Source organism: Teichococcus aerophilus, from assembly GCF_014490485.1.
Classification (GTDB): Bacteria; Pseudomonadota; Alphaproteobacteria; order Acetobacterales; family Acetobacteraceae; genus Pseudoroseomonas; species Pseudoroseomonas aerophila.
In genome coordinates this window covers 1-20,504 of sequence record NZ_JACTVA010000042.1, presented here as the reverse complement: position 1 = coordinate 20,504, position 20,504 = coordinate 1, and the positions used below count along the sequence as shown (strand labels likewise).

Sequence of the window (20,504 nt, the reverse complement as noted above, 5' to 3'; positions counted from 1 at the left end):
CGCATCAGCGGAAGCGGGCAAGCATTTCAGTCGTCTTTTCCCACAAGTGTCGCCGTGCTTCTTCGCCAACCGCTGGAGCAACAGGTGTTAGCAGGCGCGCGTTCTTCGCCGAGACATAAGCCCCGGTCTGCTTGCCGAACGCCGGATCGGTAGCCAGCCCTACGATGGCCCCCGCGCCGCGCTTGGGATTGCCGATGCCAAGCCAGTTCAGCACCGTGGCGAGCGGGTAAGCGAAGCGCAGTTCACGCCCGGGACCGGTGACGTTGAAGCCCGGACACAGGCAGTTGACGGCGACCCGCATCCCGTCGAGTTGCCGGGCCAGTTCGGGGGAGAACATGATGTCCAGAAGTTTGGTGCGGCCATAGATCCTCGATGATCCCCGCGCGGTGAAGGAGGCGATGTCGAGCAAGTCTTTTTCGATATCGAGGCCGCCACTCTGGCGCGAAGCTTCCGAGCCAACGATTACGATCCGCGATGGCGCAGAATGCACGAGTGTTTCCCGTAAGGTATTCGTCAGCAGCCAAGGGGCGAAATAGTTGACGGCGATCATTTCCGCATAACCGTCCTTGGTGACGCGCTGCTCGAAGGCGTGCAGTCCTGCATTGTTGATCAGCACATCAATGCGCGAATGCTGCGCAGCAATGGCTTTGCCGGTCATCACCACGGCCGCCAGGTCGGAGAAGTCGACGAAATGCACATCGACCGGCGTACCGGGCGCGACTGCCTCGATCGCGGCGCAAGTCTGGTAGGCCTTGGCCTTGCTGCGCGCGGTCAGGATGAGGTGCGCGCCGCGTCGGGCCAGGTCCAAAGCGGCGAGTTGCCCGATGCCGTCGGTGGCGCCGGTGATGAGAATTATTGGTCGAGCGGACATGGGCACAGTACCATTTGGTTGATATATATCCATCAATCGAATTGGTAGACAAATGTCCACTAAATTTCCTTGTGGGCCTGTTGGAGGATGGAAATGAGCACGACGCGTACGGAGCTTGCGACAGAGTTGGGCAGCGAGCTGAACGCCCTTCTCGTGGCTTCCCGCACCGTCATGGCCGCTTCGGCCGCCCGGTTTCATCCCGACCTTCAGCCGGCCGCGTACCAACTTGCCGCCATGCTTGCCAGTCAGGGTCCCACAAAGGCAGGGGGTCTCGCGGACCGGCTTGGTATGGACAAAAGCGCTGTCAGCCGGTTGGCAAAGTCCCTTTGCGACAACGGGCTTGCGCAGGCCTCAACTGATTCAGACGACGGGCGGGCGATCGTCTATAGCCTGACGGACGCGGGCCATAACGGAATTCAAGCCACGAACGCGGTCAAATCCGACGCGTTCTTTTCGCGCGTGGAAGGGTGGAGTGATGCCGAATTCACTCTATTCATCGGCTTGCTAAGGAAGTTCAATCGAATTTGAAAAACAAATGGCAGCGCTGGCATTTCGGCCCAAACGCCCACACAGTCACCGAGGTCCGTTCAGGAGCCGTCGAGGCGCGCGTGGCTTAGCTCTCCCAACACCGCCATTTTATTCATAGTCGACGGAATGCCGCTTTAGAGGGCTATAGCGTAGATGTATTGCTCATCATCGTCGGGCGCCGTCCGCCAAACACCGCAGATAGTACGCTGTAGTGCGATATTCCTCGCCACAGCTACGCAAAGGCCGCTGATTTCCCCAAGATGTCCGCCGGACTTCACTGCCGGTTGACTGGTTCCTTGCTTGCATAATGTCCTTGGGCATCGGCACTCGACCAGTACCGCTTCGGCGCTGTGCCGTGGGTACGTTTGAACGCGTTGCCGAACGCGCTCTCGGATGCGTAGCCCACCCTCGCGGCGACTGTGGCGACAGTTTCCCCTCTGCGCAGGGCGTCGCGAGCGACCTCCATGCGCCAGCGCAAAAGGTAGTCGAGCGGAGGAGTGCCCACCATCTGCTTGAAAGCGAGCGCGAAGGCGGAACGCGACATACCAACGGTGCGAGCAAGGCCCGCAACCGTCCAGCGATGAGCGATATCGCCATGCATGAGGTTAAGCGCCGCCCCGATATGCGGATCAGCAGCGGCGGCAATCCAGCCGGAACCTGTGCCGCCGGACCGGGCCGCATAGCCCCGAAGAACCTGTACCAGAAGCACCTCGGCGAGACGTCGTGTCACCAGCGATTTTCCCATCTGCCCGACCCGAATCTCCCGATCGAGGACCATGAGCAGGTCGCGCAGGACGGTGGCCGCCAAATCCCGGGAAGGAATGAGCATGAACGACGGCAACGCATCGAGCAGCAGTCGGATATAGAGCGCCTCGAAAACGAAGCTGCCGGCCAGTAGCACCGTCTCCGATCCGCCGTGATGCGCCACGTCGGAATGCTCCCAGTCGAAGGACACGATCCCGTCTTGCGGTGTCAGGTGCGGATCGTTTGCCAGGATGTATTCGGGCGCCTCGGCGAGCAGAAACGTGTCTCCAGCCACGAGGTGATGCGGATCTTCGCCGGGAAGTATGATCCAGCACTCCCCGCGCAAGACCGCGGTGAACTTGAGCCGGGGCTTGGCAGGGAACTGGAACGCCCACCTGCCGCCGGCCTCGAACCGCGTACAGCGGGCGCTGCGGACATCGAGCAAAGAGAGGATATCAGATAGCGCGTCGATCACGGATTCAGACGGTTGCGATGAAAATGGGGAGCCTTACGCATAGATCATCCGCAATGGTTCAGCAATGTTCGGCGCAGCGGAATGGATCGAAGGAGATCGAGAATGTCGGAGATCGAAGGAAAGATTGTCGTGATCACGGGCGCGAGCAGCGGCATCGGCGCGGCAACAGCCCTGTTTTTGGCTGAGAAGGGGGCCTGGGTGGTGCTGGGAGCACGCCGGCTGGAGCCACTCGTCGGTCTGGTCGATCGCATCAGAGCGGCGGGCGGACAGGCCGAGTGCGTGGAGACGGATGTCACACGGCAGGACGACGTTGCCAATCTTGTGCGCCGCGCACAAGAGCGCTTCGGCAGGCTCGACGTCCTGCTGAGCAACGCCGGGGTCGGACCGATCTCACCGCTCGACAATCTTCGGGTCTCGGAGTGGGAGCAGATGGTGGACGTCAACATCAAGGGCGTTCTTTATGGAATAGCGGCGGCGTTGCCGGTCTTTCGCGCGCAAGGTTCGGGGCATTTCGTGACCGTCGCTTCTACAGCCGGCATGAAGACCGTTCCGACACAAGCGGTCTATTCGGGGACCAAATTCGCCGTCCGCGCCATCTGCGAGGGACTGCGGCAGGAGGCCGGATCGCAACTTCGCGTCACCCTCATCTCTCCGGGAGCGATCAGGACGCCCTTTGTGGAAGGGATCGGCGAACCGGACGTTCGGGCGCGCTACGTCGGACTTCGCGACGAGATCGCGATTGATCCCATCGCGATTGCCGAGGCGATCGCCTTCGCGATTGGGCAGCCGGCGAATGTGGATGTCGGCGAGATCGTTGTGCGCCCCACCGCGCAAGCCTGATCCATGGGCCTAAACACTAAAGGTGGGCGCAACTCAGTGGGTTGTTGCAATTATGTTCCTAGTCTCGATGCTTGAATATGGTGTCAGTCCATCTGATTCGCATATGGTCTGCCGGGTCAATGCGGCACCACCAGCGCCGAGCCCTGGTGTGGCGCAAGCCACCTCACCTCGATCACGCGCCGCCCCGAAGTCATAGCGGGCGAAAGTCTGTGACGACCGGCGCTGATCCAGCAACCAACTATCAGTTAAGGGCGACGTTAGAGGGCTATAGCGTAGACATAGTGCTCATCATCATCGGGCGCGGCCCGCCAGTCTCTCGGTTTATTCGCTGTGACGCGATCGCTACGCAAACGCCGCCGATTTCCGTACCGCGCGTCAAGCCGCCGCCGCTCCGCCCGCCACCATGACAGCGGGAACGGGACGAACCGGCGCGATATACGATGCCTATTGCGGCTGCAGATGCTCGGCCATGAAGTTGACGAATGCCCTCAGTTTGGGCGTGATCTGGCGGCTGGCCGGCCAGAGCACGTTGAACTGATCGGTCTCGGTAACCCACTCGTCCAGGATGGATACGAGACGGCCGTCAGCGATCTCGCCACGGATCGCAAAGGGCGGCAGACAGGCAATGCCCAGCCCCTCAATCGCCAACTCTATCAGAGGATCGACCGCCGTCGCGCTCATCCGTTCGGGCAGGACAATCTTCGCCTGTCGTTCCCCGCGAGCAAACGGCCAAGGTCGGATCTTGCCGGTGCTGGGAGAGCGTTGGTGAAGACACTGATGCTGCGCCAGGTGGTCAGGGGTTTCCGGCACTCCGCATCGCGTCAGATAGTCGGGTGAGGCGACGATCTTCAGTTTGAACCGACCGACATTGCGGCTCATCAACCGGCTGTCCGATGGTTGCCCGGTGCGAATGACAGCATCGAGCCCTTCCTCCACCACGTCCACCAGCTGATCGCTGAAATCCAGGTCGAGTTGCACCTCTGGCCAGGCGCGCATGAACTTGGCCATCACCGGTGTCAGCAGCATGCCGACCAGCGGCAGACTGATCCGCAGCCGCCCTCTCGGCGTCCGATTGGATCGGGCAAGCTCGGCTTCCGCTGCCTCCACCTCCTCGAAGATGCGGCGGCAGCGTTCGAGGAACAGCCGCCCTTCTTCTGTCAGGGTCATGTTGCGCGTGTTGCGATGGAACAGGCGCACATCCAGCCGTTGTTCCAGTCGGACCACAGCCTTGCCAACCGCAGAGGCGGAAAGGCCGAGCTTGCGGCCAGCCGCCACGAAGCTGCCGGTTTCAGCCGATTGCACGAAGGCGTCGAACGCCGTGAGTTTGTCCATGCCTTGATTTTTACAGAAATATTATTCTGTAGTCACCGGAACACTGGCCCATTTTTCCGGGACAAGCCGACCGCTATCCCTTGGCTTTACGAAACCAAGGAGACGAACATGAACCCCACCTTCACGACCCAGCCCACCCCGACGACTTTCATCGTTAACGTGATCCACGTTCACTCTGGCCAGCAGGACGAAGCTTTCAGGTTGATCCAGGATGTCGTCCACTATGTCGCCGAGCGGAAGCCGGGCTTTCTGTGGAGCAACCTCGCCAAGAGTACGGATGGGCTGACGGTCGTGAATATCGAGGCGATCTCCGACCCCGGCGACGTCGAGATTTTCTTTTCCGATCCGGTATTCCTCGAGAAGTTCCGCAAGCTCGACACCGTCTCGTCGAGCGAGTTTCACACCTACACCGTTGGTGACCTGGTGCTGCCGAAGGCCTCAGCGTGACGTGCCGGGTCGAACGGCTGCCGGTAGCGGGGCTATGTGCACTGGCGGCTGCCGGTTTCGTCACCATCCTGACTGAAGCCCTGCCTGCCGGTTTGCTCCCGCAGATCGGGGTCTCGCTGTGGGTGAGCGAGGCCATGGCGGGACAATGGATCAGCATCTATGCGCTGGGATCGCTGATCGCAGCGATCCCCCTGACGGCAGCAACGCGAAGCTGGCGCAGACGACCACTCCTGCTCGGCGCCATCATCGGTTTCGCTATCGCCAATCTGATTACGGCCCTGACGACGAGTTTTATCGTCGCGATGGCGGCACGTTTCGTCGGCGGTGTATCGGCCGGCCTGCTGTGGGCGTTGCTGGCTGGCTATGCCGTTCGCATGGCACCGCCCAGCCTCGCTGGTCGGGCCATGGCCATTGCGATGGCGGGGACGCCGTTGGCGCTCTCCATCGGCATCCCGGCCGGCACATTTATCGGCAACCTCGCCGGTTGGCGACTGACCTTCGGATTGCTCAGCGTGATCGCGTTGCTGCTCGCTGGATGGATCATCGCGAAGGTGCCGGATTTCGCCGGCGAGCCTGAAACGCAGCGCCCTTCCTTGGCCCAGGTCTTTGTGGTTCCGGGCGTACGCCCGGTGCTGGCGGTGACGCTCTGCTTCGTCCTGGCCCATAACCTCCTCTACACCTACATCGCGCCACTTCTGGCCAGCCATCGCATGACGGGCCAGATCGACACTGTCCTTCTGGTTTTCGGGGGTTCCGCACTTGTCAGTATCGGGCTGACGGGCGTGTTGATCGACAAATGGCTGCGACCATTGACCTTCACCGGCATCGGCCTGTTTCTTGTGGCCGTCTTGATACTTGCGGTGATGACCGGGGCACCGTTGGCGATCTACGGCGCCGCACTTATCTGGGGACTGGCTTTTGGCGGGTCGGCGGCGCTATTTCAGGCCGCATCGGCGCGTGCTGCCGGTCCTGCGGCCGACGTGGCCCAGGCGATGATCGTCACGGCATGGAACATCGCCATTTTCGGCGGAGCCGTCATGGGCGGTTTCATTCTCGAAACCGCCGGAGCAGACGGGTTGTCGTGGGCAGGTATTGCCCTGCTTGTTGGTGCTGCCTGGTCATCGCTGTGCATGGGGCGCCCCGCTGGCGCAGGACACATAATGTGAAAAAGCGAGGCAAGTTGGTCCGGATTGTCGCGTTGTGCGGCGTTAGAGCGCCATGGCGTAGACATAGTGATCATCTTCGTCGGGCGCGTGGCCCAGCGCGTGCTGGCGCGTTCGGTTTTCGGTTCTGTGAATACCGAGCGCGCGTGCCAAGAATGCCCACCGGCCGACGCGACGTCGAGAACGCCAGATGCAGCGTTTCAAGTCACCCTAGCAGGCACAGCGCTTCCTCTCAGCGCACGCGATGATCCATGGCCACTTCCGTCCACGGCGGCACTTGATGATGGTTGATCAGTATCGCCGTTCGCGCAACAAGGCGTTCCGGGTCTGGCAGCAGGAGACGTGTGCCCAGACGACGGTGTGGGGTCACGCAAGCCCCACCATGCGCTCAAACTCGCCTGGTCATCAAACAACGTGACAATGCCCAGCCGACTCATCCATTCCTGAGCACCGGGTGGCTGGCCGGGCTTCGCAGCCATCAAGCCGTCGCCGAGTATCGCCATCTCATTCTTGTCCGTTGCTGCAGCCGAGATGTCGGCTTGTCATCGGCATTGCAGGAACGCAGCAATGGCTCCGACAATGAATTATTGCTAAGCTCTGGCTAGCGCCGCCCCCTCGGCGTTCCTGGCGCCGCCTTTCCCCCAGGTATACGAGGCGGCGAAGGGGTTTACCGGCCGCGCCGGAAAGCGCGGCCGGTAACCTGGACACGTCGGATATGCCGGCTTGGAGCTGGCAATTGAGAGTGAGCAGCCGCTTCCCGGTCAGCGCTTTAGCGTCAGCCTCATCTTGAGGCACAGCCAATCCGTGAAGAACGTGGATCTGAACCTTGGTAAGACGGCGGGCCAGGTCACAGCGATGCTGGCTGGTTTGACCGATGAGGCCCAGTTGGCAGAGCCCCGGACGCGATCCCAAGAGTAGGGCTGGGTAGTTGGCTACCGGCAGACGGAGTGGGGCATTCCTACATAAGAAAGGCCTTGGGCTGGGCAGGCGAGCTGGAAAAGCCGGAGCAGGATCTAGCTGCCAGATCCCAACAGCCTGCAGCCCGGCCAGAAAGGCCGCAGTGTGGTGGGGTGGAAGAACAACTAGCATAGTATCTACATAGTAGATACTATGCCGGAAACTAGGATGAGGAGGTTGTCATGAAGGCCATGGTCAAGAAGTGGGGGAACAGTGCCGCGGTACGGATTCCGGCATCGGTCCTGGAAGCCGCGCGCGTCCAGCTCGATCAGCCTGTCGACGTGCGGGAGGAACAGGGGCGCATTGTCATCGAGGCCTTGCGGCCGGAGCAGTACGACATCGAGGATCTGGTGGCTCAGATCACCGACGAGAACAGGCACGTTGCCGTGGATATGGGGCCAGCGGTTGGCAAGGAGGCCTGGTAGTGCCAGCTGACTACGTGCCGGACGCGGGGGATATCATTTGGCTGCAGTTCGATCCCCAGGCAGGACGAGAGCAGGCGGGGCACCGGCCTGCCGTGGTTATCAGCCCGGCTGCTTATAATGGCCGGGCGGGGATGGTCATTTGCTGTCCCACGACGACGCGGATCAAGGGCTATCCCTTTGAGGTGGCGCTGTCGGGAACGCCACCCAGCGTGGTGCTGGCGGATCAGGTAAAGAGCCAGGACTGGCGCGCCCGTAAGGCCGTCCGGAAGGGAAGGGTCGGTCCGACTGAACTCGCCGAGATACGCGCCAAGCTGCGGGCGTTGATCGGATAGCACCGCGCAGCCAACCCGCGCACACCTTGGCGGACCACGCCGAATCAGATCCGACGCACGGGGACATCTGGTGTGTGTGGCCGCCCCCCCGCAGAAGGCCAGGATCAAGTCGATGGCCGTCCGGCGCCGAGACACCGCGGCTGCGAGCGCTCCGGCGGGCCAAGGCCTTCTCCGGCTTGGAGGGCGATCCCCCGCAAGAGGGATCGTCGACCTCTTGGCGGACATCTGTGGGCTGCTCGCAAATGCCCGAGATGCGGCATGATCCTCTGACATGCATGCCCTGTGATGCGATGTCGACACAGCTTTCGTGGCGCGGGCGCATCAGGCAACGGCCTGGCGGCCGACGATCACGACAAGCTCGCCCACCGCGCCGATGGCGGGCGCCGCGGACCGAGAGGAACGCTCCATGAGCGTATCAGATTGATGCTCTACTGCCCCGACAGAGATCCTGGATTCCATCGCCAAAGGGCCTGGGCTGTGGCGGTCCAGCCCGTCCTCCAGGCGGCCCACCGGCATGGCGTGGACGCCGCGATTGCCTCGTCTTGGACTGCAGCCACTTTTCTGCAAGCCACAGCTATGGACCTCGCAGCTTCCGTCTGATTGCGCCGGGAGGGCGGCGGTAGACCTCCGCAAAGACGGCATTGAAGCGGCGCAGGCTTCCAAAGCCGGCCTGCAGGGCGATTTCGGTCATCGTGAGGTCCGTCCCGCTCAGCAGGCGCTTGGCCCTCTGAACCCGGGCGGTCTTCGCGACCGCGTTCGGAGTGGCTCCCAGATGCCGCACGAACAGCCGCCGCAGATGCCGTGCCGTCATGCCCAGACGGGCGGAGAGGCTCTCGACGGAGGCGCCTTCACCATCCAGCGCGCCTTCCTCGACGATCAGGCGGAATGCCCGCTCCACTGTGGTCAGGGTGCCTTTCCAGGCGGGGGAGAACGGCGCCGTCTCAGGCCGGCACCGCAGGCAGGGCCGGAAGCCTGCCGCTTCGGCCGCGGCAGCGCTCGGCAGGAATTCGATATTGCGACGGAAAGGCAGCCGCACCGGGCAGACGCACCGGCAATAGACGCCCGTGGTCCTGACACATACGAAGAACCCCCCGTCGAAGGCGGGGTCGCGTTGAGCCCAGGCCCTTTCCCAGATCGCTGCTTCGGCCGTCATGCCAGCCATCCTACAGCAGGATGGCGGAGGCCGAGAGGACGAGGTCCGCTTCCGGCGAGGCAGGACCGTTCCGATGCGCGATCTATAAGTAAGTGCATCGTTCACCATGAGGTTCCGCCGAGTGTCTGACACCCGCGCCATGCGCTGCTCCGAATGGGGGCTCCTCGGCCTCCTCTCGCTCCTCTGGGGCGGGTCGTTCTTCTTTTCCAAGGTCGCCCTGTCGGAGCTGCCGCCGCTGACCGTGGTGCTGGCGCGCGTCGGCATCGCCGCCGGCGCCCTGTGGCTCTACCTCCGGCTGCGAGGCATCCCGATTCCAACCGCCGCGTCCCCATGGCGGGCCTTTCTCGGTATGGGACTGCTGAACAGCCTGATTCCCTTCACCCTGATCTTCTGGGGACAAACCTTCATCGGCAGCGGGCTGGCCTCCATCCTCAATGCCACCACCCCGGTCTTCTCGATCCTGGTCGCCCACTTCCTGGCCGAGGACGAGACGCTGTCCATGAACCGGCTGGCGGCGGTTGCCCTTGGTATCATGGGAGTTGCTGTCCTGCTGGGCGGCCCGTCCTGGGGATCAGGCGGCACCCTCTGGGGAATCCTGGCCTGTCTCGGGGCCGCACTGTCGTACGGCTTCGCCAACACCTATGGCCGGCGCTTCAAGCAGATGGGCATTGTGCCTGCCGTGAGCGCCTTCGGGCAGATCGCCGCCACGACGGCCATGGCGCTTCCGCTTGTGCTGCTGATCGACCAGCCCTGGCGGCTGGCCCAACCGGGCCTCGCCGTGTGGGGCTCCCTGGCTGGCCTGGCGCTGCTCTCCACGGCCTTTGCCTACATCATCTTCTTCCGCCTGATCGCCACAGCCGGGGCGACGAACACCTCCCTGGTCACGCTGCTCATTCCGGCCAGCGCGATCCTGTTGGGCGTAGTATTCCTGGGGGAGCGGCTCTCGATGTCACAGGCTGTCGGCATGGCCCTGATCTTGCTCGGGCTCCTGGCGCTGGATGGACGGATGTTCCATCGGCGATAGCAGGATGGCGACGACGCAGGCTTGCCTTGACCGTGTGGCTGACGAGCCTTGTTCGGCCTCTTACCGGTCGCCGGGGTCATCTCACCCCGGGCCACGGCCATAGGCCCCATCCACCATCAGCGGCGCGGTGTCGCTGACACCTTCCTCCACAGCAAGGTCGACGTCTCCGGAATAGCCGGCATCGACCAGTTCGCGCCCGGAGACGGAAAGCCGAACCATGCGGGTGAGGTCACTTCCGGCTGCGCGGTAGGCATCGCGGGCCAACTGGGCTTCGGGGGAACAGGCGCTGCCGAGATAGTGCAGGATAGCCCCTGCGCCCAGTTGGTCCTCGATAGCCGGGCGGAGACCCCCGTCCGGCCAGAGCTCGCCTGCCGGGATGATGCCGATGGCCTGATCCCCAGCCAGCGCACGGGCCGCCAGGGCCACGGCAGAAGCGTTGCGCAGGCAGCCGGTCAGAACCGGCACCCGGTTCGGCGTGCGGGCAGCGGCGAAGGAGAGGCGGGAGCCATTGGGGGAGGGGAGAATCAGCCTGGTGCCCGGGCGTATGGTGGTAAGGCTGGCCGGCGAGAGGCTGAACTGGCCGCCTGCAGCTGCTCTCGGCCGGGCCAGCTTCGCTCCGAGTTGGCTGGCGGCGCGCTGGGCGGCCTCAATCTCCTTGAAAGGAAAGGGGTGGACCGTGGCGCCCCGGGATACAGCGACATCGACGGCGGTGGAGAAGGAGAGGACATCGACGATTACCAGCACGGCGACCCGGCTGTGGAGGGCTGTGACGCCGGCCATCCCCCATTCGCAGAGTGCTTCGTTCACTGCTGTGCCAGTCCATGATGAGCCTGGGGAGGGCGGTACATGCAGTGACGGGGACTGTCCATCCTGTTGTCCGAGCGGCTGCATAAGGCTGACCGGGCCACACAGGCCCACCTTGGACGGACCAGTGTTCTGGAGGTGCGTGACCAAACGGATGGATTGGAGAGCGCGCTTGGTACCCGCCGGAACCTCACAGAGCAAGGAAGAGCGGTGTGGGCCTACCATCTTGCAGATACTCTGGAGGCCGCGAGAGGGCGCGGAGCTGCCCTTGGGGCCATGCTATAACATCGAAGCCAACGCCATGGTTATGCTGTTGATTGCCAAGGCTGCAAGCGCAAGCCCTGTCAGGACATTGATGCCGAAGAAGAGGCGCGGTGTTAGATGCCGATGCAACCAAGCTATCGCGCCGGCTGCCACAAAGCAGCAGGCCACGCACGCAGCCATGAAGCCGGCCAGAAATACCGCGCCCCGTGCCGAGACGGGCGTTGAAACACCAAGCCCACCCATGGTTGCACCGACCGCCAGCCAGAACGGGATGTTCTTCGGGTTCGTCAACGAAAGCAGAGCGCCGGAGAGGAACGGACCGATGCGCTCTTCGGGGGCCACGACGCCAAGGCTCGGGAAGCTGTTCGCGGTCCTCAGGGAGCTCCAAGCCAGCCAAAGCAGAAAGGCAGCTCCGGCAAATTCTAATGGCAGTCGGAGCGCCGGAACTGAGAAGATGAGCCCGAGGCCGGCAGATGCCGCGAGCGCCCAGGCAAGGTCTCCTACAAGCGAGCCGAATTGCACGATCAGTGCAGGGCGGAAGCCGCCCCTCAGCCCACGTCTCAAACTTTCCGCGAAGACGGGGCCGGGTGACAGGCACAGCGCGAGAGCGAGTGCGAACGCGTATGTGAATAAGGCGAGCAAGCTGGTCCTCCCGGCCGTTCAGGTTGCCAGGAATGCTGCGCGACACTGGGCTTGCCGTCTTGAATGGGATTGATCGACTACTGCCCGATCGCCCGCGAGAACTGCGCTGGCGTGGTACCGCTGACGCGCTTGAAAAACCGGTTGAGATGGCTTTGATCTGAGAAGCCCAGCTCGGCTGCCACATGTGCGGGAGCCTTGCCGTCTCGCAGGAGTTGGCGAGCGCGGGCCAGGCGCTTCTGCATCGCCCATGCCAGAGGTGGCAGACCAAAGGCACGAGCATAGCTGCGCACCAGATGCTCGACCGAAAGGCCGACTTCCCCTGCCAGGTCGGACAGATCTGGCTGCTCGTCCAGGCGTTCCAGCAGCCTCTCAGCAACGCGCTTCAACCGCGGCTCTGCGGATGCAAGGCTCGTCTCAGCCTTCCTCTTACCCGTTGTTGTCCCCACACGAGCCTCGAGTTGGCCAAGGATCAGCGTGACGACTTCGTCAAGTTCCACCAGGTTACCGCTGAGGAAGAGCCGTTCACCGGCGAGGAATAAGTCGAAAGTCTGCTTGCATGAAAGTACGGCGGTATTGAACTCGACGCAGCCGCATGTGCCATACAGAAGCCGATGCGCGGCCCCGGCATCGATGTAGAAGGTCAGAAAGCGCCATTCGCGATCCGGCTCAAGCGAACCACCTTCCTGCACCTGAACCGGGTTGTAAAGAGTGCTATCTCCCTGCTCGGCAACAAGGTCACGGCCATCAAGTTTGAGCCACTCCGCACTAACTAAATTGGCGCCCAAGACGATCTCATCGTGGAAATGCCGGGCATAGGCATGCGAGGCGGCGAAGCCGCGATACGATCCCACGGCCATGGGCAGAGCGCCCGCGGAAGCCGCTTTGGAAGCCCGGCGCCTCGGTAGGATCGAGAGTAAAGAGAAGGGGCCTGGGACATTCCTGCCCCATGCCTCCGGAGGGTCAATGCCGACCCGCTCTGCTCCTGGCGTTTGCCGGGACGCGTGAGTTCAACTCAGGCGATTACGCCTCAGGCGTCGTCTCCTCGACGCGGTCGTAGCGCACGTTCTTGGCCCGCCCCCCGCTGGCTTGCAGCCCGGTGATGGTGCTGCCATCTCGCAGCACGCGTACATCCAGCCAGGCGCGGAAGAGCATGCTGGGAATATTGATGCGGATGAGATCACCCGCGATGGGCGTCATCTCCCAGGGCTGGCCGTTGGCCACCGGGCCCTCGGCGCGCACCCAGGTGCCGCCATCGGCCTCCGTCACCGTCCAGCGCGTGGCCATCTCGGGGCTGTGATAGGTGCCGCTCAGCCCGTGCGGCAGGGCGGCGCCTTCGGCCACGCGCTGCCACCGGCCGACGGTGCCGGCATCCTGCTCCACCTCGATGACATCGGCGCCGCCGGGCTTGACGATGAAGACGCTGCTGGCGCGGGGCGAGGAGAAGCGGCCATCCTCCGTCGCCTCCGCCGTCACCGTCAGGCCGTTGGTGGCCAGGGTGGGGATGCCGGCCTCGGACACCGCGATATCCAGCGTTGCGCCGCTCACCGGGTCCAGCCAGCGCCCGGCCATGGGCGCCAGGGTTTCCTTGGGTGGCAGGGCGGGCACGGGGTGGACGCCCATGGAGCGGGCGCCGGGGCGCGTCTCCAGCACCGCGTCCAGCGCCCGGTGCGCCAGTAGGTTGGGGTCCGAGGTCGCGGCGTTGGAAATGGCGATAACGGTAGCGGCCAGCGCCGGCACCCGCAGGAACTCGGTGCGGTAGCCCGGCCACAGGCCGCCATGGCTCACCGTCTCTAGCCCGCGATAGGGCCGCACCACCAGCCCGCGCGCATAGCGGTTGATCGTGCCGTTGGCGAAGGGCGTCTGCACCGTCAGCCCATCCAGCCAGCCGTCGCCAATGGCACGCGTGGTGGCGTTGTGGCTCCACAGCGCGAGGTCCTGCACGGAGGAGACCAGCCCGCCTTCGCCATGCAACGGGAAGGCATGCGGCGCGCGGCGCCAGCCGGCCGGCTCGCCGGGGAAGTAGCCGGTCGCCAGATGGGGGATCGCCTGATGCACATCCGGGGTCATGCGCGTATCCCGCATGCCCAGCGGCGCGAAGATGCGCGCCTCCAGCATATCCTCCAACTTCATGCCGGTCAGCCGCTCGACGATCAGGCCGAGCAGCAGGAAGTTGGTGTTGCTGTAGAGGAAGCGCGTGCCGGGCGTGAAGTTCAGCGTGCGCTGGCGGCAGATGCCGTCCACAAGATCCTGCAAGCGGATCGGCGTGCCGAGATCGGCGCCGCCATGGCGCATGATCTCCAGCATGTCGCGGATGCCGGAGGTGTTGTGCATCAGATGCGCGACGGCCACGCGGTCCGCCAGCGCCGGCAGTTCCGGCAAGTAGGTGCGGGCTTCTTCCTCCAGCGACAGCTTGCCTTCCGCCGCCAGCATCAGGATGGCGGCGCAGGTGAACTGCTTGGAGACGGAGGCGATGCGGAAGCGCGTTTGCGGGCCGATCGGCACGCCATGTTCGATATTGGCGAGCCCGGCGTGGCGGTGCACCGCCAGCCGGCCTTCCAGCACCACGCCAAGGGTGACGCCCGGCCCGGCATTGTTGGCCCAGGGGGTCAGCAGGGCATCGACGCGGCGTTCAAGCAGGGTCACATCCAGATCGGTCACGGGCTTTGTGCTTTCATCGGCGAGGCGAGGGTTTCAAGCGGCCCAGCACGCCGCCTTGTGGCCCTCGCCGAGGTCGAGCAGCAGCGGCTCCTCCTCGGCGCAGCGCGACATGGCGATGGGGCAGCGGGAACGGAAGCGGCAGCCGCTGGGTAGGCGGGCGGGGTTCGGCGGCTCGCCCTGCGGCAGGGCGGCGTCGGGGCGCTGCGCCGGATCGGGCGAGGGCACGGCGGCCAGCAGCGCGCGGGTGTAGGGGTGGCGCGCACCGGCATAGAGCGCCTCGCGCGGTGCCAGCTCGACGATGCGGCCGTAATACATCACGGCCACACGGTCGGCCATGTGCTCGACGACCGCAAGGTTGTGCGAGATGAACACCATGCCGAGGCCGCGCTCCGCCTGCACATCCTTCAGCAGATTCAGGATCTGCGCCTGCACGGACACATCGAGGGCGGAAACCGGCTCGTCGCAGATCAGCAGCCGGGGTTCCAGCACCAGCGCGCGGGCGATGCCGACGCGTTGCCGCTGCCCGCCGGAGAATTCATGCGGGAAGCGTTCCGCGTGCTCCGGCCGCAGGCCGACGCGCCGCAGCACCTGGGCCACCGCCGCCTCCCGCTCCGCCCGCGTGCCGATGCCGTGCAGCTCCAGCCCCATGCGGACGGAACTGCCGACGGTGCGGCGCGGGTCCAGCGAGGCCACCGGGTCCTGGAACACCATCTGTGCGTGGCGGCGCAGCGCCTTCAACTTTCCGGGCGGTACCTCGAAGATCCGCTGGCCCTCGATCTCCACGCTGCCTTCGTCGGCGCGGCGCAGCGCCAGCAGGGTGCGGCCGAGGGTGGATTTGCCGCAGCCGGATTCGCCCACCAGCCCCAGCGTCTCCCCGGCCTCCACTTTCAGGTCGACGCCGTCCACGGCATGGACCCACGCCTTGGGCCGGCCCATCACCCCGGCGCGGACGGGGAAGCGCACCACCAGCCCGGCGGCGCGCAGCAGCGGCACGGCGCTCATGCCCAGGCCTCCGGTGCGGGTTGTGCCTGTGGCGCGCCCGCCTGTAGCCAGCAGCGGGCCTGCCAGCCGGCGCGAGGCAGGAAAGAGGGCGGCGCCTGGCTGTCGCAGCGGGCGGCGCCGGCCTGCTGGCGCGCCTCGCAACGCGGCGCGAAGGCACAGCCGGAGAGCGGCCGCGTCAGGTCCGGGATGCCACCGGGAATTTCCCGCAGACGTGCCTGCACCGCGCCCATCACCGGCGCCGAGCGCAGCAGGCCGCGCGTGTAGGGATGCGCCGGCTGGCCGAGGATATCGGCGACCTTGCCGTTCTCCACCACGCGCCCGGCATACATGACGGCCACGCGGTCCGCCATCTGCGCGACGACGCCGATATCGTGCGTGACCAGGACCAGCGCCGTGCCCAGCACCCGGCAGCGCTCGCGCAGCAATTCCAGGATCTGCGCCTGCACCGTCACGTCCAGCGCCGTGGTCGGCTCGTCCGCGATCAGCAGGCGCGGGCGCAGCGCCAGCGCGATGGCGATCATCACCCGCTGCGCCTGCCCGCCCGAGATCTCGTGCGGATAGGCGCGGGCCTTTTCCTCCGGATTGGGGATGCCGACGGCGCCCAGCAGCTCCACCGCCTCCCGCCACGCCTCGGCGCGGGAGCGGCCGCCACGCAGCCGCAACGGCTCCGCGATCTGGCTGCCGATGCGCATCAGCGGGTCCAGGCTGGCCTTGGGCTGCTGGAAGATCATAGCGATGTCCCGCCCCCGCAGCGCCGTCAGCGCGCGCGGGCGCATGGCCAGCACATCCGTGCCCTCGAATAGCACCTGCCCGGCGACGATGCGCCCCGGCGCGTCGATCAACCGCAGGATGGACAGCGCCAGCACCGTCTTGCCGCAGCCGGATTCACCGACGATGCCGAGCACCTCGCCCGGGTTGATGGCGAGATCGACGCCGTTCACCGCGCGCACCGCGCCGGCGCCGGTGCCGAATTGCGTGCGCAGGCCACGGACTTCCAGCATGGGGGTGGCCTCAGACATCGCGCGGGTCCAGCACGTCCCGCAGGCCGTTGCCCAGCAGGTTCATCGAGAAGATGGCGACGAAGATGGCCAGCCCCGGCGCGGCCACGGCCCACCAGGCGGTGAACAGGAAGGAGCGGGAATTGACCAGCATGGCCCCCCATTCCGGCGCCGGCGCCTGCGCGCCCAGGCCGAGGAAGGAGAGCGCCGCCGCCGAGAGCGCCGCGATGGGCGTGGCGTAGGAGAGGTAGACGATCAGCGGCGAGATGGTGTTGGGCAGCACGGTGCTGAGGATGATCTGCGCCTCGCTGGCGCCGAGGGCGCGCGCGGCCTCCACATACTCCTCCCGCTTCACCGTCAGCGCGACGGAGCGGATCAGCCGCGCATAGCCGGGGATGCCGGCGATGCCGACCGCCGCCATCGCCGTCCACAGGCTGGGGCCGAGGATGGCGACGATGGCCAGCACCAGCAGGATGTAGGGGAAGGCCAGCAGCATGTCCGTGCAGCGCATGATCAGCGTATCGGCCAAGGCCGAGCCGCCGCCGGCCACCAGCCCCAGCAGGATGCCGAAGCCACCGGAGATGGTGGAGGCGATCAGGCAGATCAGCAGGAAGTAGCGGGTGCCGAAGATCAGCCGGCTGGCGATGTCCCGCCCCACTTCGTCGGTGCCCAGCCAGTTGGTGGCGCTGGGCGGCAGCAGGCGGCCGAGGGTGTTGACGTGGAGCGGGTCATGCGGCGCGACCCAGGGCGCGAAGGCGGCGCAGAACAGGATCAGCAGCAGCACGCTGCCGCCGATGCGGGCGGAGGGGTTGCGCAGCAGCCGCGCCATGGCCCAGCGCCAGCCGCCACGGCGCGGCTGGGGGGCGGCTTCCGCCGGGGCGGCCACGCTCTGCGCCAGGCTCATTGGTCGTAATCCACGCGCGGGTCGATCCAGGCATAGAGGATGTCGACCAGCAGGTTGGCGCTGATATGCGCGCCGGCACTGATGAGGATGATGGCCTGGGTCAGCGCGAAATCCCGCCACTGGATGGCTTTCACGCCCAGCTCCCCGATCCCGCGCCAGCCAAAGATGACCTCGATGATGAAGGCGCCGCCAAGCAGGTTGCCGAATTGCAGGCCGATCACCGTCATCACCGCCAGCAGGGTGCCGGGCAGGGCGTGGCGCATGATGACGGAGAACTCGCCCATGCCGCGGGAGCGGGCGGCGCGGATATGGTCTCGCCGCAGGATCTCGATCATCGCCGAGCGGGCGATGCGGGAGAGCGGCGCCGCCTCGATCAGCCCAAGTGTCAGCGCCGGCAGCAGCAGCGCCGCGCCGCCGCGTGGCACGACGGGAATCCACATGAGCCAGACAGCGAAGACCAGGATCAGCAGCAGGCCGAAGAAGAAGGCCGGCATGGAAATGCCGAGCAGCCCCACCGTCATGGCGCCGACATCCAGCCAGGTGTCCTTCTTCGCCGCCGAGATAATGCCCATCGGCACGCCGATGCCGATGCCGATCAACAAGGCGACGCCCGTCAGCGTCAACGTGTTGACGAAGCGGTAGCCGATCTCTTCCGACACCGGGCGACGCAGGCGGATGGATTCGCCGAAATCGCCTTGCAGCACATTGGCGCCGTAGCGGACGAACTGCACGTACCAGGGCTGGTCCAGCCCATAGCGCTCGCGCATCGCGGCGATGGCCTCCGCCGCTTCATCTTCCGTCACCTGGCCTTCATACATGGCGCTGACCGCATCGGTCGGGATCACCGCCTGGATGAGGAAGGTCAGCAGCAGGATGCCGACCACCACGGGCAGCGCCATCAGCAGACGGCGCAGGATATAGCGGCTCACCAGTCGCTCATGCGCACGTCGCCATGCAGGATCTGGTTGAGGTAGTCGAACTTGTAGTTCTGCAATCCGGCCTGGGTGATGGTGACCTGGTCGCTGGTCAGGATGGGCAGGATCAGCCGGCGCTCCAGCAGCGCTTTCTGGGATTCGGAGACCACCTTCTGCCGCTCCGCCGGGTCCAGCGTGGAATCGACGGCGGTCAGCAGGCGCGTCAGCTCCTCATCCGCCGGCAGGTTGCGGCGGTGGCCGGGCGGGCGGAACAGGTTGGTCATCACCAGCGGGTCGCTATAGGTCCAGCGGTTCAGCGTCATGTCCCAGCCTTCCCGCAGCAGGGACGGATAGAACGTGCCCCAATCGGCGGTGGAGACGCTGACCTCGATGCCCACGGCGGCGAGGTTGCTCTGGATGACCGCCAGCGCCCGGTCCGTCGCCGGGTTGGCGTAGGATCGGATGGCGAATTTCGCCGGCTTGCCGTCCTTGGCCCGCAGCCCACCGGCGGCGGGCTGCCAGCCGGCCGCCGCCAGCAGCGCCTTGGCCTTCTCTGGGTCGTAGGGCGTGCCGTATTGCGTGCCGATCGCCGCGTCATAGCCTGGGATGCCGCTGGAGAGCGGATTCAGGTTGATGCGGCCATAGCCGCTGTAGGAGGCGCGCAGGATCGCCTCCCGATCGATGGCATGGCTGACGGCATCGCGCAGCGCCCGGTCATCGAAGGGCGGGCGGAAGGAGAATTCCATGAACACCAGGTTCTTCGCCTTGTCGTCGATGACGACGGCGAAGCGGGGGTCCTGGCGCAGGCGGTCCACCGTGTCGGTCTGCAATTCGGCGGCGCTCAGCTCGCCCGTTTGCAGGGCGGAGAAGGCGACGCCTTCCTCCGGCAGCACGCTGAGCGTGATCTGGTCGGCGAAGGGCGCGCCCTTGTTCACCGCGTCCGGCCGCAGCTGGCGGTAGCGCGGGTTGCGGACCAGCACGATCTCGCTGCCCGCCGACCAGGACTTGAACATGAACGGCCCGGTGCCGACCGGCCGGCGGCCATATTGCCGCCCCGCCTTCTGCACGGCGGTGGGCGAATTGACGCCATAGGTGGGGCTGGCCAGCAGGATCATGGCGGCGGCGAAGGGGCGGCTGAAGCTGAGGCGGACCGTCAGCAGGTCCAACACATCGCAGCTATCCAGCGCCGCGATCTGGCCGCGCACGGGCGAGGCCGCCTTCGGGTCCAGGATGGTGTCGAAGTGGAATTTCACCGCGGCGGCATCGAGGTCGGTGCCGTCATGGAACTTGGTGCCGGGGCGCAGCTTGAAGGTGATCTGCCGGCTGTCCTCGCTGAAGGACCAGGATTCCGCCAACCAGGGCTGTGGCTTGCCCTCGGCATCGATGTAGACCAGCCGGTCATGCAGGAAGTTCAGGCAGGTATTGACGGTGAGCGAGACGCTCTGACCGCTGTAGAGCGATTCTGGATCTTCTATCAGCCGGTAGCGCAATTCCTTGGCGCTGGCGGCCTGGGCTGGCCGGGCATGGGTTGCTGTGAGGCCTGATGTGGCGAGGGTGGAGAGAGCCAGGAGCGAGCGACGGGTGGGCATCGAACGGTCTTCCTCCGGAAAAGGCCGCGCAGCGCGGCTGGCGCCGTGGAGCCAAGGCAGGGTGAATCGAGAAATCTGTTTATGACAGTTCTTTGATCATTACCAACTGTCAAGGCGCTGGAGTTGATTACGAAATAACCGTCCTGCTCTTCTTTTGAGCGGCCATTGGCTGTCGCTACAGTGTCACGCTGAGGAGGCCGGCGTGGCCTTGGCACCTGAAGGCTGCTGCCCGCTTCGCTCTCCCCTGGGAGAGACGCAGGTCAGCGCTGCCTTGCTCAATATCCGTGCAGGGTTTTTCCGGTGGCAGCAGCACCGCCTGCGTTCAGGCCGCCGCGCGCTGGGCGATGGCCTTGGCCCGGGGCAGCAGCGCCTCGGCCCGGCGGACGATGGGGATGTCGATCATCTTGCCATCCAGGGCGAAGGAACCGCGCCCTTCCG

The 20,504-nt window shown here is 65.3% G+C and carries 20 protein-coding genes; 7 read left to right on the top strand and 13 right to left on the bottom strand.

The annotated features are described in order from the left end of the window. Positions 1-4: 4 nt before the first annotated feature. Positions 5-871 (bottom strand): SDR family NAD(P)-dependent oxidoreductase, encoded by an 867-nt coding sequence (locus IBL26_RS19090; protein WP_187786107.1) that lies wholly within the window; start codon positions 869-871, stop codon positions 5-7. 93 nt (positions 872-964) lie between these two features. Here IBL26_RS19090 and IBL26_RS19085 point away from each other — a divergent pair, with 93 nt between their 5' ends. Then, positions 965-1,399 carry a MarR family winged helix-turn-helix transcriptional regulator gene (locus IBL26_RS19085; RefSeq protein ID WP_187786106.1) on the top strand — a complete coding sequence of 145 codons (435 nt, stop codon included), beginning with the start codon at positions 965-967 and terminating at the stop codon, positions 1,397-1,399. 274 nt (positions 1,400-1,673) lie between these two features. Here the strand turns inward: IBL26_RS19085 and IBL26_RS26155 are convergent, their stop codons facing one another. After that, positions 1,674-2,618: an AraC family transcriptional regulator gene (locus IBL26_RS26155; protein WP_187786105.1), complete on the bottom strand. Its 945-nt coding sequence runs from the start codon at positions 2,616-2,618 to the stop codon at positions 1,674-1,676. Positions 2,619-2,720: 102 nt separating this feature from the next. Between IBL26_RS26155 and IBL26_RS19075 the strand changes: the two genes are divergently transcribed. After that, positions 2,721-3,458, top strand: coding sequence for an SDR family oxidoreductase (locus IBL26_RS19075; protein ID WP_187786104.1), 738 nt, complete (start codon positions 2,721-2,723; stop codon positions 3,456-3,458). A gap of 444 nt (positions 3,459-3,902) precedes the next feature. Here the strand turns inward: IBL26_RS19075 and IBL26_RS19070 are convergent, their stop codons facing one another. Next, positions 3,903-4,790 (bottom strand): LysR family transcriptional regulator, encoded by an 888-nt coding sequence (locus tag IBL26_RS19070; protein ID WP_187786103.1) that lies wholly within the window; start codon positions 4,788-4,790, stop codon positions 3,903-3,905. Between the two features lie 108 nt (positions 4,791-4,898). Between IBL26_RS19070 and IBL26_RS19065 the strand changes: the two genes are divergently transcribed. The 4 genes from IBL26_RS19065 to mazF all read left to right on the top strand — a co-directional run bounded on the left by IBL26_RS19065 (position 4,899) and on the right by mazF (position 8,114). Further along, positions 4,899-5,237, top strand: coding sequence for an antibiotic biosynthesis monooxygenase (locus tag IBL26_RS19065; protein ID WP_187786102.1), 339 nt, complete (start codon positions 4,899-4,901; stop codon positions 5,235-5,237). Next, a complete protein-coding gene (locus IBL26_RS19060; RefSeq protein ID WP_187786101.1) occupies positions 5,234-6,403 on the top strand; it encodes an MFS transporter in 1,170 nt (389 codons plus the stop codon). The genes IBL26_RS19065 and IBL26_RS19060 overlap by 4 nt, the downstream gene beginning before the upstream one ends. A gap of 1,136 nt (positions 6,404-7,539) precedes the next feature. Beyond that, complete coding sequence (locus tag IBL26_RS19055; protein ID WP_187786100.1) at positions 7,540-7,782, top strand: AbrB/MazE/SpoVT family DNA-binding domain-containing protein; 243 nt, start codon at positions 7,540-7,542, stop codon at positions 7,780-7,782. Beyond that, a complete protein-coding gene (mazF, locus tag IBL26_RS19050; protein ID WP_187786099.1) occupies positions 7,782-8,114 on the top strand; it encodes an endoribonuclease MazF in 333 nt (110 codons plus the stop codon). Before IBL26_RS19055 ends, mazF begins: the two co-directional genes overlap by 1 nt. A gap of 574 nt (positions 8,115-8,688) precedes the next feature. Here mazF and IBL26_RS19045 read toward each other — a convergent pair. Next, positions 8,689-9,267, bottom strand: coding sequence for a bifunctional transcriptional activator/DNA repair enzyme AdaA (locus tag IBL26_RS19045; protein ID WP_187786098.1), 579 nt, complete (start codon positions 9,265-9,267; stop codon positions 8,689-8,691). Positions 9,268-9,388: 121 nt separating this feature from the next. Here IBL26_RS19045 and IBL26_RS19040 point away from each other — a divergent pair, with 121 nt between their 5' ends. After that, positions 9,389-10,291: a DMT family transporter gene (locus IBL26_RS19040; protein WP_367615466.1), complete on the top strand. Its 903-nt coding sequence runs from the start codon at positions 9,389-9,391 to the stop codon at positions 10,289-10,291. 81 nt (positions 10,292-10,372) lie between these two features. Here IBL26_RS19040 and IBL26_RS19035 read toward each other — a convergent pair whose 3' ends face one another. The 9 genes from IBL26_RS19035 to IBL26_RS18995 form a co-directional block, all read right to left on the bottom strand. After that, positions 10,373-11,098, bottom strand: a complete 726-nt coding sequence (locus IBL26_RS19035) for a 2-phosphosulfolactate phosphatase (RefSeq protein WP_367615465.1) — start codon at positions 11,096-11,098, stop codon at positions 10,373-10,375. Positions 11,099-11,374: 276 nt separating this feature from the next. After that, positions 11,375-12,001 carry a LysE family translocator gene (locus IBL26_RS19030; protein WP_187786097.1) on the bottom strand — a complete coding sequence of 209 codons (627 nt, stop codon included), beginning with the start codon at positions 11,999-12,001 and terminating at the stop codon, positions 11,375-11,377. Between the two features lie 77 nt (positions 12,002-12,078). Continuing rightward, entirely contained in the window at positions 12,079-12,858 is a 780-nt protein-coding gene (locus IBL26_RS19025) for an AraC family transcriptional regulator (RefSeq protein ID WP_187786096.1), read from the bottom strand. 163 nt (positions 12,859-13,021) lie between these two features. Then, complete coding sequence (locus tag IBL26_RS19020) at positions 13,022-14,659, bottom strand: serine hydrolase domain-containing protein (RefSeq protein WP_187786095.1); 1,638 nt, start codon at positions 14,657-14,659, stop codon at positions 13,022-13,024. A gap of 33 nt (positions 14,660-14,692) precedes the next feature. Then, a complete protein-coding gene (locus IBL26_RS19015) occupies positions 14,693-15,661 on the bottom strand; it encodes an ABC transporter ATP-binding protein (RefSeq protein ID WP_187786094.1) in 969 nt (322 codons plus the stop codon). Further along, complete coding sequence (locus IBL26_RS19010; protein WP_187786093.1) at positions 15,658-16,680, bottom strand: ABC transporter ATP-binding protein; 1,023 nt, start codon at positions 16,678-16,680, stop codon at positions 15,658-15,660. Before IBL26_RS19010 ends, IBL26_RS19015 begins: the two co-directional genes overlap by 4 nt. Further along, positions 16,673-17,563, bottom strand: coding sequence for an ABC transporter permease (locus IBL26_RS19005; protein WP_206684265.1), 891 nt, complete (start codon positions 17,561-17,563; stop codon positions 16,673-16,675). The genes IBL26_RS19010 and IBL26_RS19005 overlap by 8 nt, the downstream gene beginning before the upstream one ends. Then, positions 17,560-18,492, bottom strand: coding sequence for an ABC transporter permease (locus IBL26_RS19000; RefSeq protein ID WP_187786092.1), 933 nt, complete (start codon positions 18,490-18,492; stop codon positions 17,560-17,562). The genes IBL26_RS19005 and IBL26_RS19000 overlap by 4 nt, the downstream gene beginning before the upstream one ends. Beyond that, positions 18,489-20,066, bottom strand: a complete 1,578-nt coding sequence (locus tag IBL26_RS18995) for an ABC transporter substrate-binding protein (RefSeq protein WP_187786091.1) — start codon at positions 20,064-20,066, stop codon at positions 18,489-18,491. The genes IBL26_RS19000 and IBL26_RS18995 overlap by 4 nt, the downstream gene beginning before the upstream one ends. Positions 20,067-20,504 lie beyond the last annotated feature (438 nt).